11 protein-coding genes are annotated in these 14833 nt (G+C 63.2%); 9 read left to right on the forward strand and 2 right to left on the reverse strand.

The genetic code is table 11. The features are described from left to right. Positions 1–779 precede the first annotated feature (779 nt). Complete coding sequence (locus tag H0X90_RS25860) at positions 780–1793, reverse strand: fimbrial protein (protein WP_171984131.1); 1014 nt, start codon at positions 1791–1793, stop codon at positions 780–782. Positions 1794–2348: 555 nt separating this feature from the next. Next, positions 2349–2834 (reverse strand): GLUG motif-containing protein, encoded by a 486-nt coding sequence (locus H0X90_RS25865; protein WP_125346262.1) that lies wholly within the window; start codon positions 2832–2834, stop codon positions 2349–2351. A gap of 696 nt (positions 2835–3530) precedes the next feature. Between H0X90_RS25865 and H0X90_RS25870 the strand changes: the two genes are divergently transcribed. The 9 genes from H0X90_RS25870 (at position 3531) to H0X90_RS25910 (ending at position 14803) form a co-directional block, all read left to right on the forward strand. Then, on the forward strand, positions 3531–4856 hold the full coding sequence (locus H0X90_RS25870; RefSeq protein ID WP_230463861.1) for an undecaprenyl-phosphate glucose phosphotransferase: 1326 nt from the start codon (positions 3531–3533) through the stop codon (positions 4854–4856). A gap of 112 nt (positions 4857–4968) precedes the next feature. Next, positions 4969–6078 carry a polysaccharide biosynthesis/export family protein gene (locus H0X90_RS25875; protein WP_077189243.1) on the forward strand — a complete coding sequence of 370 codons (1110 nt, stop codon included), beginning with the start codon at positions 4969–4971 and terminating at the stop codon, positions 6076–6078. Between the two features lie 46 nt (positions 6079–6124). Next, on the forward strand, positions 6125–6562 hold the full coding sequence (locus H0X90_RS25880) for a low molecular weight protein-tyrosine-phosphatase (protein ID WP_077189242.1): 438 nt from the start codon (positions 6125–6127) through the stop codon (positions 6560–6562). Between the two features lie 10 nt (positions 6563–6572). After that, complete coding sequence (locus H0X90_RS25885) at positions 6573–8870, forward strand: polysaccharide biosynthesis tyrosine autokinase (RefSeq protein WP_077189241.1); 2298 nt, start codon at positions 6573–6575, stop codon at positions 8868–8870. 26 nt (positions 8871–8896) lie between these two features. Next, positions 8897–9928 carry a glycosyltransferase family 4 protein gene (locus H0X90_RS36240; protein ID WP_227745521.1) on the forward strand — a complete coding sequence of 344 codons (1032 nt, stop codon included), beginning with the start codon at positions 8897–8899 and terminating at the stop codon, positions 9926–9928. Beyond that, complete coding sequence (locus tag H0X90_RS25895) at positions 9915–11009, forward strand: polysaccharide pyruvyl transferase family protein (RefSeq protein WP_077189239.1); 1095 nt, start codon at positions 9915–9917, stop codon at positions 11007–11009. Before H0X90_RS36240 ends, H0X90_RS25895 begins: the two co-directional genes overlap by 14 nt. Before the next feature lie 37 nt (positions 11010–11046). Then, complete coding sequence (locus tag H0X90_RS25900; protein ID WP_227745556.1) at positions 11047–12147, forward strand: glycosyltransferase; 1101 nt, start codon at positions 11047–11049, stop codon at positions 12145–12147. Further along, positions 12135–13439, forward strand: a complete 1305-nt coding sequence (locus H0X90_RS25905) for a hypothetical protein (RefSeq protein ID WP_077189237.1) — start codon at positions 12135–12137, stop codon at positions 13437–13439. Before H0X90_RS25900 ends, H0X90_RS25905 begins: the two co-directional genes overlap by 13 nt. Then, positions 13436–14803, forward strand: coding sequence for a glycoside hydrolase family 71 protein (locus tag H0X90_RS25910; RefSeq protein WP_077189236.1), 1368 nt, complete (start codon positions 13436–13438; stop codon positions 14801–14803). Before H0X90_RS25905 ends, H0X90_RS25910 begins: the two co-directional genes overlap by 4 nt. Positions 14804–14833 lie beyond the last annotated feature (30 nt).

The raw sequence follows: 14833 nt of genomic DNA on the forward strand, positions 1-14833 counted from the left end.
GCCAGGAGCGTCGAAAGGACTTGAGTGCGCGTTGCGAGTTTCATTTTCTTGATCTCAAACGAGTGGTTGACAAGGTGAAAGGCAGAAGCATTACTCGCCGGATTCGTTGGAGAGCAGTGCCTTACATTTCGTTATCAATTATCGAAATTCGGGAGATTCGAGAAAACCGGACGAGATCGAATGAGGCCTAATAATTAGTCGTACTTGTACTAATTAAAGAAATTCGTGCGTGTTCTGGCCGGATTGTTAGATGTATTTGACGATTCCCGCAAAATCGCATGCGCAGCGTTGCTGATGCGGAGCAAGTCCACGATGAAAGGCGGCCGCTATCCGATAATTTTTATAATTCGATATGGATAGCGAAGCTAACAAAATGAGATATGGGCCAGGTCGATCTCAATATCGATCGATCATCTATGCATCGGCATGCCAAATGACGAGTCGGACGACGGGAGGAGGCGGGGAAGCCCGGTGTGCGGAAGCTTGAAGGCGTGATCGACGCGCTGCCATGCGATGTACGACAGGCCGTACCGGCAGCGGCGGTGGTATTTCAGTTGATTGTCAGCCGCATTCGGCCGGTCGGCGTTCGCTTCGAAGCGGGATTATCGAGCGGACACGCAGCCACGGAGGAGTCAGGCCACCGTCGCCGGTCTGTCATGCGCGATCAGTGGATTTCGCGTGGCGCCGGGGCCACTGTCCAGCGCGTATAGCCGAACGGCGACCAAGACACGGAAAAGGTCGGCCGACGAGTGCGGCCGGGTGGGTGCGTCGGGCGCAGCTTACTGATAACTCATGGTGAACGAAGCGCGTGCGGTCACCGAGCCGCCGAGCACCATGCCGGTGCGCACATAGCGGGCGCTCAGCGGGATCTCGAGCACGCCGTTCTGGGTCGTTCCCGTATAGAACTGGTTAGGATTGCCGGTCACGCTGCTATCGGGGCCGTACGAGACGAGCTTCGTGCCATTCAATATCTGCACGCCGAGCCCTTTCGCGGTCGACTCGGGCGACAGGGTCAGCGTATCGCTGCGGTTCGCGTTATTGCTCACGTCGGTCAACGTCATGTAGGTTTTCGTGACGGAGCCTTCTTCGCCACCGTCGCAATCCAGCACGATCTTGAAGGGTTTCGCGTCCGACGTGGAGCCCACGGTGGGCAAGACCTGATTGGCCGAAATATCACCGAGCGGCACGTTGAGCGTCTTTTCCCGGACGTTGCAGGTCGGTACGCGCGGGGTGATCGTGATGCCGCTACCGGCCACCTGGAACGACTGGAATTTGAATGCCATGTTCTGTGCCCAAGCGGCGCCGATTTCGCCCGAGAGCGACCCGCCAGCGCTGATCGGACCGGTCTTCACGAATTCGACGAGCAATATACGACTACTGGGAAATAGGCTTGTCCCAGCCGGAGTAGTGTCGTACGAATACGGCCACCATATGCCGCGACCACCACCGACGCTGCCTGTAAACTGCATTCTCACGCCCACCCCGGCGACGTTGGTTGGCCAAGTATTGTATGCACCTTGAACGCCATCCCGGGTATATGTGGTGATCCGGATGCCGGTGCCACAAACCAATTTGAACGACTCCCCCGTTGACGGAAGTTCCACCCGGATCAATACCGTGCCGACAGGAACGGACGGGCTGAAACTGGGGGGCGAGAGAGCGGGTATTTGGGCCACCATCGGTGTGTAGCGCTTGTTGTCGTTTTGATCTTGGATGTAACAATCGGATGCGGCTGCTGCCGTCGCCGGCAGGATTGCACCGATCGCCAGACACGCGTAATACGCAGCGGACATTCTGATCCTCATTGCTTCACCTTTCCTTTTCCTGAATGATCTGCGCCGGATGCACGGCGGCGGTTCGTCGATTCACCGCTGCCTGTCGAACTGGAGGGTGAATGCCAAACGCTAGATTTTTGTCGCTTTGACGTCGCGCGGAAATCGGACAAGAACTAATTACCCTTAGAAAGGACTAGTACATGACCGCATTGGGCGAAAGCTAGCCGGCTGTGCGGTATATCCGGTGCGAGCGAAAGATGCGATCGATGCCACGCGCGCCGTGATGTGCTCCGGTATTTCGGATCACGCAGGGATACGTGTTACGGACGGATCGCGCGGGCGCGCCGACGGGCACGGACGCGCGATCGAATCTAATCCGGCCGGTGTGCGTCGGTCGGCTGCGCCGAAGTTACTTCACGGGGCCATTGGTGTGCTTGCCGTCGACCTTCCCGAAGCTCAAGCCGATCGTGTTGACGTCGCGCGCGGAACTGAAGGTCGAGCTGGATTCGACGCTGCCGAAGTTGAACGCGACAAGGCCGCCCTGAACCGCCGTACCCTGCCACTGCGGCAGGTTCAGTTTGCACCGGAAAGGGACGAACGGATCGTGCCCGAATTCCAGGCGACGAGGCCGCCCAGGTCGGATCCATCGCCGCCGACGATGCCGGACGGCGTTGAATCGGCAATCAGTGCGCCTGCCTCGTTGACGCCCACAAGGCCGCCAACTCGCGAGCGCTGCGCTGCCACTCTGCTTGTTGACCACGTGTGACGGATGATCGTATTGCCGCGATCGACGCCGACGAGGCCGCCAACCTGGCTCTTGCTGCCCGCACTCACCGAGCCGCTTGCACGCGCGTTGCTGATGGAGCCGCCGTTGACACCCGCGAGGCCGCCGGTCTGGGTGCTCGCGGTATCGATCACGACGCTGTTCGACGTGACGTCGTCCAGTTTCGACCACCGCGATGCGGATGCGTGGATATTGAACGAGTACGAGTGTCCTAATTCACTTGTCCGATTTTTATGTCCGCGCGCGTCAGCGCAGATTTTTTCCCGTACCGGCATGCTGTGGCGATCGCTTGACCTGAACGCATTGTCGATCGGGGTGGCTCGATACCGTAATCGTCGCGATCTTGTCAGGTGGATCGGATCATGCAGCGAGGTCGGCGCGACAGGATTCGGTCCGGTTCATTGCGTGGCACTTGCGTCGTCGCGGCAAGCGACAATTAAAGAGATATCCACAAGCAATACTCAACATTGTCCGGGCTCGTCTGAAGCAGTGCACTGTCGGCAAGTCGGTTGACTCGTGTCGATCATTGGCCGACAAATGTCATTCATCTTTAAATAGGACGGATCGCATTCCTATACCAATTTGTTTAGGACAGGTCCGATTCAAATCACGGGTGTGCGATGGCAGTATCGACATCTGCATCGTTTCGATTCCAGATGAATCCGCGGTGAGCGGGGCGCGACAGTCTTTGGAAGGCCATTGGATCGCGTCATTGAAACCCGATATTTGACAGTTCATGACGCTGATCGAGGATCACGTTCAATCCGTCATGTTCTGTATTGCTAAATAATAGGATAAGGCCCGAGTCGATTCGTACCGGCGTGAGTGGGCGGCGTGAACGCACGCCGTCGTTTCGCCGCGATTCGCTTGCGACGAACGGCCGATCACGTGTCATGCGATCTTTCGACCATGCAAGTTACGCGCCCGTCGGTCGCGGGAAGGTTTCCTGGTTTCGGCTGGCGGATGCGGGCGTGCTGGTCGCCACCGCGTGGGCGGCGAGGAGCGGGTTCGGCGATTCGTCCAGCCGATCCGATTCCGCACTGATCGCCATTTCGATCGCGTGTGCGCTGGTGCTGCTTCCGCTGATCGGCCTGTACGGTGATCCCGAACGCGGCCTGTCGTGGCGCCGTCTGTGGCTCGCGCCGGCAGGCATGGCCGTCGCCCTGTGTGTGGGCGCGATTTCCGCCATGGCGCTCGACTGGCAATCCGGCACGGAGCTTGGCTGGGTATTGGGCTGGTTCGTGTTGTCCGCCATCGCGCTGAATGCGTCACAGGCCGTGCGGCACTGGCTTGCCGTGCGCGCCGCGGCGCGCAACACGCGGCGCAAGCCGGTCGCGCTCGTCGGGCATCGCGAGCATTGTCTGACGCTCGCGGGCCGCGACGCCCGCCATGCGGCGGCGCCGTTTCCGGTGGCGGCGATCTTCGATCTGTCCGACACGCCGGCAGCCGGCGTGGACGACGTCGAGGTCCATCGCGATCTCGGTACGTTCGTCGACTGCGTGCGCCGTGCGTATGTCGGGGAAATCTGGATCGTGCTGCCGTTGTCGGAAGCCGACCGCATCGGCGCGATCGTTCGCGCGTTCGACACGGATCTCGTGGATATCCGGTTCATGCCGGATCTCGCCGATCTCACGCCGCTCCATCCGCGTCGCGCGGTTCGCGGCCGCGCGCTCGATCTCGTGGCGGCGCCGCTGTCGGCGCGGGCGCTGGCGGGCAAGGCCGTGTTCGATCGCGTGTTCGCGGGGCTCGCGCTGATCGCGCTCGCGCCGCTGATGGGAGCGATCGCGCTCGCGGTGAAGTGCTCGTCGCCGGGGCCGGTGCTGTTCCGGCAGCAGCGCAGGGGCGCGTACGGGCGCATCTTCACGATCTACAAGTTCAGGACGATGCGCGAGCACGACGCCGACGTGCCGGGCGAAGTGCGTCAGGCGACGCGCGGCGATCCGCGCATCACGCGTGTCGGCGCGCTGCTGCGGCGCACGAGCCTCGACGAGTTGCCGCAGTTCCTGAACGTGCTGAAGGGCGACATGTCGGTGGTCGGCCCGCGCCCGCACGCGGTGGAGCACGACCGCTTCTACCAGCATCGGGTCGACGGCTACATCCAGCGCTACCGGATCAAGCCGGGCATTACCGGCTGGGCGCAGGTCAACGGCCATCGCGGCGAGACGGATCGCGTCGAGAAGATGCAGCAGCGGGTCGAACACGACCTCTATTACCTGAACAACTGGTCGTTTGCGCTGGATATGCGGATCGTCCTGAGAACGGTCGCGACGAGCCTCGTCGACAAGCACGCGTATTGACGCCGGTGCAACTGCATACAGGCCGAATTGAATTGGAGAAGATCAAGTGAAGGAACTGACGCCGGAATGCTCTGCAGGCAGGGCGGCGTACGCTCGCCTTTTTGTCGGGCGCATGTCGATCGTTGCCGCGTGCGTCGCACTGTCCGCGTGCGCGGCGGCGCCTGGGATGCGCATGACGGGACCCGCTGCGCTGCCGATGTCGGGCGGCGTGGCAGGCGCGCCTGCGGCCGAGGTGCAGGTTCCCATGGCGGCGATCGATCTCGACCTGATCCGGCAGCTTCGGCGCAGCGAGGACGACGAACGCATTGCGCGCAATCGGCCGCTGTTCGAGCGATCCGGTGCCTATCGGCTCGGCGCAGGCGACGTGCTTCAGATCACTGTCTGGGATCACCCGGAGCTCGTCGCGGCACTGGGCACGCAGCCACAAGGCACCCCGGGACGCGAATCGGACCCCGCACAAGGATTTGCCGTCGATGCCGACGGGAAGATCCAGTTTCCGTACGTCGGCAGTGTCGAGGCGGCGGGGCGGACGGTGGACGAACTGCGACACGCGCTGGCTGCCAAGCTGGCTACCGTATTCGTGAAGCCCCAGTTGACCGTTCGCGTCGCCTCCTATCGGGCGAAGCAGGTGTATGTCGACGGCGAGGTTCATCGCCCCGGCGTGCAGCCGATCAACGACGTGCCGATGACGCTGTACGAAGCGATCGGCCGCGCGGGTGGGTTCACGGGCGCGGCGGATCAAAGCCGCGTGACGCTCGTGCGCGGCAGCGCGACGTACCCGCTCGACCTCACGTCGATGCTCGAGCATGGCGAGAACCCGTCTGGAATCCTGTTGAAGAACGGTGACGTGCTGAAGATTGTCGCGCGAGAGGAGAGCGGTGCATTCGTGATGGGCGAGGTGAACCGGCCCGTTACCGCGGTGCCGCAGCGCAACGGGCGGTTATCGCTCAGTGACGCGTTGTCCCAGGCTGGCAGCCTGAACGCGACGACCGCGGACGCGACGCAGATATACGTAATCCGGAAACGTGGCCACGACGCAGCAAAGGTTTTTCATCTAGATGCTCGCTCGCCCGTCGCGATGGTGCTCGCGAACCAGTTCGAGCTTCAACCAAAGGATGTCGTCTACGTCGATAGCAACGGGTTGGTTCGCTTCAGTCGCGTGTTGAACCTGTTGCTGCCTGCGATCAACGCCGGGTTGACCGGCGCGGTCGTAGCGAAATGACCGCGGATTTCGACATGACGTTACTGACAGCAAAGGTGGGGATTCAATGATTCGCAACATTCTGGTCGTTTGCACCGGAAACATTTGCCGCAGCCCGATGGCCGAGGGATTGCTGCGGTCGCGCTTGCCGGGCATCAGCGTGATCTCGGCCGGAACGTCGGCACTGGCGGGCGCACCGGCACATGAATTGGCCATCTCCGTCGCGGCGGGTGCAGGTGTCGACATTTCCGCGCATCGAGCCCAGCAGCTCGCTATGGGGTTGGTGCGTCGCGCGGACCTCGTGTTGACGATGGACGCCGAGCAAAAGCGCGAGATCGTCGAGCGTCACCCGTTCTCGTTGGGACGGGTGTTCCGGATCGACGAACAGAACGGCATGGATGTGCCGGATCCCTACATGAAACAGGTCAACGCGTTCCTGAATTCCTATTTCCTGATCGAACGAGGCGTGAATGCGTGGGTGCCGAGGATCGAGGCACTGAGATGAGCGTTGCGATATGAAGAAGATGTCCATGAACAGAGCGTCCGATTCGTTGCACGAAGCGGACCTGAACGGCGAACCGGAACTGGTGAGGTATCTCGACCTGGTCCTGACGAACCGCTGGCTGGTGGTCGGTGTTACGGCGGCCGTGCTTGCCGCCGGCACGGCGTATGCGTTTCTGGCCCGTCCGGTCTATGAGTCGAATCTTCTCATCCAGGTCGAAGACAACACGGCGAGCACCGATTCGCTGCTGGGCAGCGTGTCGTCGCTGTTCGACGCGAAGATGCAGGCGGCCGCGGAGATCGAGATTCTGCGATCGAGAATGGTCGTCGGTCATTCGGTCGAGCAATTGCGCCTGTATATCGACGCCGAACCGAAGCGCTTTCCGCTCGTCGGCAAGGCGATCGCCGCACACGCGCAGGGCCTGTCGCGTCCCGGCGTGTTCGGTTTCGGCGGATATGCGTGGGGCACTGAGTCGATCGACGTCGGCGTGTTCGACGTGCCGAAGGCTTTCGAAGGCAAACGGTTCGAACTGACCGTGCTCCCTGACGGCCGGTTCCGGCTCGAACAAGGTGATCTCGACAAGCCGATTGAGGGGCAGGTCGGGCATCTGGTCGAGTCGACGCAGGCGGATGGTACGTTCAGGATCAGGGTCGATGGGCTTCACGCGCGGCCGGGTACGGCATTCCGGGTGGTCCGGGAGTCGAGGCTGAAGACGCTGCAGAAGCTGCAGAAGCGCCTGAACGTGACGGAGGTTCGCAAGCAAAGCAACGTCGTCAGCGTATCGCTGAAGGGCGACGATCCGGATTCGGTCGCGAGCATCCTGAATTCGATTGGCACCGCATACGTCGCGCAAAACATCAAGCGGAAATCGGCAGAGGCGGAGAAGTCGCTCGCATTTCTCGAGCAGGTCGCACCGCAACTGAAGCACGACCTCGAGCGTGCCGAAGCGAAGTACAACGCCATGCGGCGCAAACGCGGCACGTTCGATCTCGGTGTCGAAGCGCAAGCCTATCTGCAGGACAGCATCGCCACCCAGGCGACGCTGCGGGCGTTGCAGCAAAAGCGTGCAGAAGCGTCGACCCGGTTCGCGGTGGGCCATCCGGAGATGCAGGCCCTCGACCGGCAGATCGACGGCGCGCGACAGAAGGTCGAGGCACTGTCGGCGCGCTTGCGCGCATTTCCGGATATCGAGCAGGACGAGTTGCGGCTGCGACGCGACGTCGAGGTTGGCAACGAGATGTACGTCGGCGTGTTGAACAACATCCAGCAACTGAGGCTCGTGTCGGCAGGGAAGGTCGGCAACGTGCGCGAAGTCGACAACGCTCCCGTTCCCGAAGAGCCGGTCGAGCCGCGCAAGGCGCTGGTTCTGGCGCTGTCTGCGATGCTTGGCGTCATGCTGGGAATCATCTCGGCGGTCACGCGCGAGAGCTTGTATGGCGGCATTGCCGATCCGGACGATATCGAACGCCGTACTGGTCTGTCCGTCTACGGCTCGATCCCGGATGCGCCGATGCAACGGACTGCCGCGTCGGTGACCGGCAGACGCGCGAAGCGGCGGTGGTTGCTGGCCGACGAGAATCCGTACGACCCGGCGATCGAAAGTCTGAGGAGCTTGCGTACAGCGCTTGGCCTGGCGTTGCTTGATGCAGGTAACAACCGCGTGATGCTGACGGGGCCGAGCCCGGCAGTCGGCAAATCGTTCGTCGCGGCCAACCTCGCGGCCGTCATGGCGGCCTCCGGACAGAGCGTGCTGCTGATCGATGCGGACATGCGGCGCGGGCACTTGAATGACTGCTTTGGCGTATCGAGAACGCCGGGGCTGTCCGACGTGCTGGCCGGGAGCGCGTCGCTGTGCGACGCAACGCAACGCGGGGTGGTTGAGGGGCTGGATTTCCTGGCGACAGGCACGATTCCGCCGCGAGCGGCGGAATTGCTGCTGGGCGGTCGAACAGCCAGGCTGCTCGATGAAGCGAGCGCCGCCTACGACGTCGTGATCGTCGATACGCCACCGGTGCTCGCCGTGTCGGATGCAAGCATTCTGGCACCGCATTGCGCGACGGTTTTCCTCGTGACGCGATCCCGGCAGACGACGCTTGGCGAGATCGCCGAGTCGGCCAAGCAATTGAACCGGGTCACATCCGGCTTGCGCGGTGTCCTGTTCAACGGTGTCGATACACGGGCGATCGGTTATCGCTCCCGATATGGTGCGTATCGGTATGAGCGGTACGGCTACGAATCGACGGCCGAAGCAGACGGCGACGTTCCGGTGAACGGCAGGCGCGGCGGGCGCCGGAGTCAGGAGGTGTCGTGAGAATCGCGCATGTCGTGGAAACTTGGGTGGGTGGCATCGCCACCTACGTCGGCGCGCTGGTACGCGAGCAGGTCGCGCTGGGCAACGAGGTGATACTGATTTGCGATCCCGACAAGATGACCGGCGCCACCGGCGTAGACGGGCTGACGCTGATCGGATACCGGTCGAGCCGGCATCCGGCACGGATCGTCGGCATCGCACGGGTGATCAAGGCGCTTCTGAAGGCCGTTGACGCGGACGTGATCCATTGCCACAGCACGTTCCCCGGTCTGTACGTGCGATTGAACCGGCATCGCGGCGCCCGGGTGCTGTATACGCCGCATGCGTGGGCGTTCCTGAAGCGCGACGTTGGCGTCGTGACGAAGCTCGCGTATGCGTTGACTGAGCGTGTGCTGGCGGGGCGCTGCGACAAGATCGTCTGCATGTCGCTGGACGAGCTTAAGGCCGCGCGGAAGTACCGGATCCCGATGTCGAAGGCGGAGCTGATCTATACGGGCATCGCCGGGGACGACGCAAGCGCGGTACGCGCGCGTGCACCTGCGGGCGAGACGATCCGCGTCGGCTACTTCGGGCGGCTCGATTACCAGAAGGGGTTCGATGTCGTACTTGATGCGGTGCCTGCCCTGAGATCGTCGATCGAGATCAACGTGTACGGCGTGGCCGTGCGCGGCGGTATCGCGGCGAACGGGCCTGACGACAAGCGAATCGTTTACCACGGCTGGGTCGATGCCGCTGAGGCCAAAGCGGCGATGCAGGCGATGGATGTCGTGATCGTGCCGTCCCGCTGGGAGGGGCTCGCGCTAGTGCCAATCGAGGCGATGCGCGCGGGCAAGGTGCTCGTCGTGTCCGGTGAAAGCTCGCTGCCCGAGCAGGTGATTCACGGCTACAACGGGATCATTCTCACCGAACTCACTGGGCTGTGCCTAGCCGACAACCTGAACCGCCTGACGATCGATGAATGCCTACGGATGGGCGGCAACGCACGGCATGTATTCGACCAGACCTTCCGGCAGGACCATTTCCTGAAATCGCTGATGTCGATCTATGAAAAAGCCTGACGTTTATCTGCTGCACGCGTACAGCTCTCGCAACAGCGGCGACGGCCTGCTGGTCAAGCTAAGCCTGAAGGCGATCCGCGACGCGGGGATCGACGGCGTCGTCACGATCGTCTGTCTCGACCCAGCATCGTTCGCCGGCTATCTCGACGATACGCGTGTGCGGATCTGGTCCCTGACGCGGTTCTGGGGTGAATCCCTGCGCTGGCTCGGCCGTGCCCGACCGGCGATCTTTTTCGGCGTGGGCGGCGGTTACCTGCGCGCCTCCGGTGCGTTGGAAGGATGGAAGTCGCTCGTCGCACACGGCAGCCAGCTCGCCTGTGTGGCGTTGCGTCGGGCGGCACTGTCGATCTACCTGCCGCAAAGCATCGGGCCGTTCAAGTCGCTGCCCGGAATGCTGCTGGCGACGCTGGTTCGACGCTGCGTGAATGTCGTGTTCCTGCGCGACGACCAGAGCATCGACGAGTTCGCGCATCCGAACGGAATACGCACGGGCGATCTCGTCGTACTCGAGATCGGCCTATCGCCGCGCAGCGGACGCGGCGACGTGCGCGGGCCGGTACATGCCCGTACGATCCGCTTCGTATTCCGGGACCTGAAGGGCAAGCCGTATCGCGACGACTATGTGGCGCGTCTGCGATGCCTGGCTAAGCTGTTGCCCGAAGCCGGATTCGCGCTTCAGAGCAGCGGGCGCGGCAACGGCGACGACACGTTCTATCGCGACTCGTTCGGCGTCGCGCAGGTCGACGATCTGGCAACGCTGGTCGCACGAGAGCGCCCCGTGGTCGTCTCCGTCCGGCTGCACGGCAGCCTCGAAAGCGTGCTTGCGGGCGTGCCGAGCATTCACATCGCATACGAGCGCAAAGGCCAGGCGGCCTACGACGATCTCGGCTTGTCGCGCTACGTCGTGCATGCCAGCGATTTCGACGTGGAGCGTGTTGCCCTGCTGGCGCGCGAGATCGCGCAGGACGATGACGCGTACTGGCAGGCGCTTCGCACGCCGGGCGCGGATCGCTACAACGAGATGGTGGGAAAAATCCGTCATGAAATCGATCAGTTCAATCACGTTCGTCATGGACGGTAATTTTGCGCGGGTCGACCACGCGATCTACAGTCCGCACATGGGGCACGAGAAGTTCGCGAGCCGGTTCGTTCCTCATTTCGATGCGGTGCGGATTGTCGCGCGTGCGTTTCCGGCGAAGCAGCCGATCGGTTCGCGGGTAACCGGGCCGCGGACGGCGTTTGTCGATCTCGGTTCGATCCGTGGCGCAGGAAGCTGGCTGCTGTGCTTGCCGCGCACGGCGGCGCGACTGCTTCGCGTCGTCAGCCGTGCACAGACGCTGATGATCCGGTTTCCTGGCAACGTCGCGACACTCGCGCTCATGCTGTGCTGGATCATGCGCAAGCCGTTCTCTGCCGAGATCGTCGCCGATCCTGAGGACTATTTCAGGCAAGGTGCGTCCAATCATCCGTTGCGCAGGCTCGCGAAATGGGTGCATTGCCGCTCGACCGCCGTCGCTGCGCAACGCGCGCAAAGCGTGCGATATGTGACGGAAGCCTATCTGCAGACGAAGTATCCGGCGCGTTCCGCCGCAGATTCGTTCGGCTTCAGCGATGCAAGCCTGCAGGACAACCTGTTCGCGGCGCGCGATACCCATGCATTCGTGCGACCCGGTCCCTTGAGGCTGATCAACGTGTCAATGATGCACAACCGGAGCAAGGGGCATGTCGCGCTGCTCGAAGCCGTGTCGCGCTTGAAGCGCAAGAACGTGGCCGTCGTGCTGACGCTCGTTGGCGACGGCGTATTGCGTGCGGAGCTGGAGGCGCTGGCCGACGCGTCGGGTATCGCGGACGTCGTGATTTTCCGCGGGCAGGTGTCGTCGGAAGAGGCCTGTGCGGCGGTGGCGGAGCATGACCTGTTCGTATTGCCGTCGCTTCAGGAGGGCATGCCGCGCGCGATGCTTGAGTCGATGGCGGTCGGCACGCCCGTGCTCGGCACGAGCGTCGGCGGGATACCGGAAGTACTGCCGGCGAGCGACCTGATCCGGGCCGGTTCGGCCGACGCGATCGAGGCGGCGGTCGAGGCGCTCGCGCTTGACCGCACGCAGCTCGTCGACATGAGTATCCGGCAGCAGGCGAAGGCGGCGGCGTTTTCGTATGCGGCGCTGCAGGAGAAGTACGACGCGTACTGCCGTTATTTGGTCGAACGATGCGCCGCCTGAACGCCGACCTGATTCTTGTCGTCGCCAGCGCCGGGTTGCCGGCACTGGTGAATTTTCTCGTGGCTGCCCTGGCGCTGCATGTCATCGACCCCGTGCTCGTCGGGCGTTCTTATGCGCTGCTCGCGCTGTTTTACGTTGCGATCGACGCCTTCAACTTCGGGGCCGCGCGAATCTACACGATCGATCGTGTCCGTGCGCGGTTTCCGAGCCTGCTTCCGCTCGACTGTGTCAGCGCCGTCGGGTCGACCGTGTTGTTCTGCCTCGCGTGTGTGCTGCTGAGCCGGACCGGGTCGATCGCGCTACCGAACCAATTCGCGATGCTTGTGCTCGCGCCGGCATGTTACGGGCTGTCGCACTTCGCACTCGGATTTTTCCGGATGACCGCACGCAATCATGTGGTGCTAGCGATCTCGACGGCATCGGCGCTTTCGCGGCTGGCCGTCATTGCGTTGCTAGCCGAATTCGACGGGCTTCGCGGTTATTTTCCCGACCTGCTGCTGCTGGTCGAGGCGGCGTACGGCGCGATGCTGCTAGCTGCTTACCTGTGGCTGAGACGTCGAGACAGCGACGGTCGCGAGCCGATTCGAGGTCCGGAAATCGGACTGGGCTGGTATCGCGACTTCGTTGCGCAGGCGCGCGGCGACCTGCTGAGCAGCTGGTATGCGAGCGCGGTGCTGTCGGGTGCGAAGCATCTGGACGTGCTGATCGTCTCCGCCGTGGTCGGGCCGACCGGCGCCGCGCTGTATCGCGTCGCGAAAGGCTTCAATAATCTGGCTTTCAATTTCGGACAATCATTTTCTTTAGCCATCAGTGGGAGCGGTGCGCGCGTGTGGCGACTGATGGGCGGAGCAGGATTCGGGCGCAAACTTGCGGCGAGCCTGCTGACGGGCTGTGTGGTGCTGACCGTCGCGTCCTATGCGATGCTGGAAGTCCGGTTGTTTCCGGTTCATGCGCTCGGGAGCCGGGCCAACCAGTTTGCATTCGTGTTTGTTGTCTTGCTGGGCGCGTGCCTGGTGTTTCTCTGCCGGATTTTGTCGTTGTGGCTGTACGCGCGGAGCAGGCCGGCGTTCGTGAAGATGGCGACATTCGAGGCTGTGCTGACGCTGGCACTGGTTGCGGTATTCGGCTGGAGGTTCGAGGTTTATGGCGCGATCGGGGGTGTCGGGGCAGCTGCGCTGGTCGTGCTGACTTTGTCGTGCCGCCTGCTGACGACGCATGTCGTGCACGGTACGCGGGCTTCGCAGGTGCCAGTTGCGAACCCGCCCGCCTGCACCGAGCGAGAGCCACGATGAAACGACGGTCCTTTATCGCGACGACGGCCGCCGCTGCGCTGAGCGCAGGCGGATTGCTTCGCACGCGCTTCGCCGAAGCGAATGGCGCGTCGGAAGCCCGCCGGGTGTTTGCGCACTACATGGTGGCTTGGCCGCGCGGCGGAACGGGGGCCGGGCCTGAACAGTACGCAGCGGAGATGCGCGACGCGATGGCGGCCGGCATCGACGGCTTTGCGCTGAATTGCGGCGGATGGCATGCGTCCGAGCCTTACTACAAGCGGCGGGTCGACGCGATCTACGAGGCGGCCGATCGGTTCGATGGTGCGTTTACGCTGTTCGTGTCCGCCGACGGCGATGCGCAGGATGAACTCGAGGACATCGTCCGGACCGTTCGCGGGCGCCGCTCGCAACTGACCGTGGACGGACGGCCCTTGTTGTCCGCCTACGCGTTGGGCGGGCGGGACGGTGCCCGCGCGCGGATGCTGATCGAAACGGCAAGGCGGCTTGACGCGTATTTCGTGCCGCACCTGTTTCCGCACACCGGCGAACGGGAAATCGATAGCGATGCGGCTGAGGAAATCGTCGAGCGGATCGGGCCGGCTGACGGCTATTTCTATTTCGGCGCGGCTGGAGCCCCGGCGCGGTTGGCCCGCTCCACGCGTACGCTGGCGCCGGCGTTGCGCGGTGCCGGCAAAACGTTCATGGCGCCGGTGACGCCGTACTACCGGGGCCTGCCACAGGGCACGAACTATCGCGCGTTCGAGACGCGTGGGTTTGCCGGGATGGCCGAGGAGTGGCGTGCGGCGATCGAGTCCCGTGCGACGTGGGTGCAGATCGTGACCTGGAACGACTGGGCCGAATCGACGTATGTGGCCCCGACAGGCGCTGCCCGGCAAGCATCGGTGTACGACGCGCGCTTCGGTCCGATCCTGAGCCACGAGGGTTATCTCCGTGCGTCGCGCCATTACATCCAATGGTTCAAGACCGGGCGGCCGCCGCCGATCACGCGCGACGAACTGTTCTTCTTCTATCGTCTGCATCCGACGGTGCGCGACGAGGCGATCGCCGACGAATGGTCGGCATCGACATACGGTCCGCCGCGCATGCCAGCGGGGCCGCACGCGGACCGTATTTTCGTGTGCGTGTTCCTGACGCGTCCGGCGTGGCTGACCATCGTCCAGCATGGGCGCGTGGACCGCCGGCCGGTGCCTGCCGGGATCGCCTTCGTCGATGTCCCGAGCGTGTCCGGGACACCGAGGTTCGTGATCGCGCGCGGCGGACGCGTCGTCATCGATCGCCCCGGCGAACTGGCGGTGACCGCCGGCGATTTCAGCAGCCGGTACGGCTACTACAGCGGCTGGGCGTGTTCCGGGAAATCCGAATGAATCCCACGCGATCGAACCCTGTCGGATACA

The organism is Burkholderia sp. 9775_39 (assembly GCF_015712225.1).
Lineage (GTDB): Bacteria > Pseudomonadota > Gammaproteobacteria > Burkholderiales > Burkholderiaceae > Burkholderia > Burkholderia cenocepacia.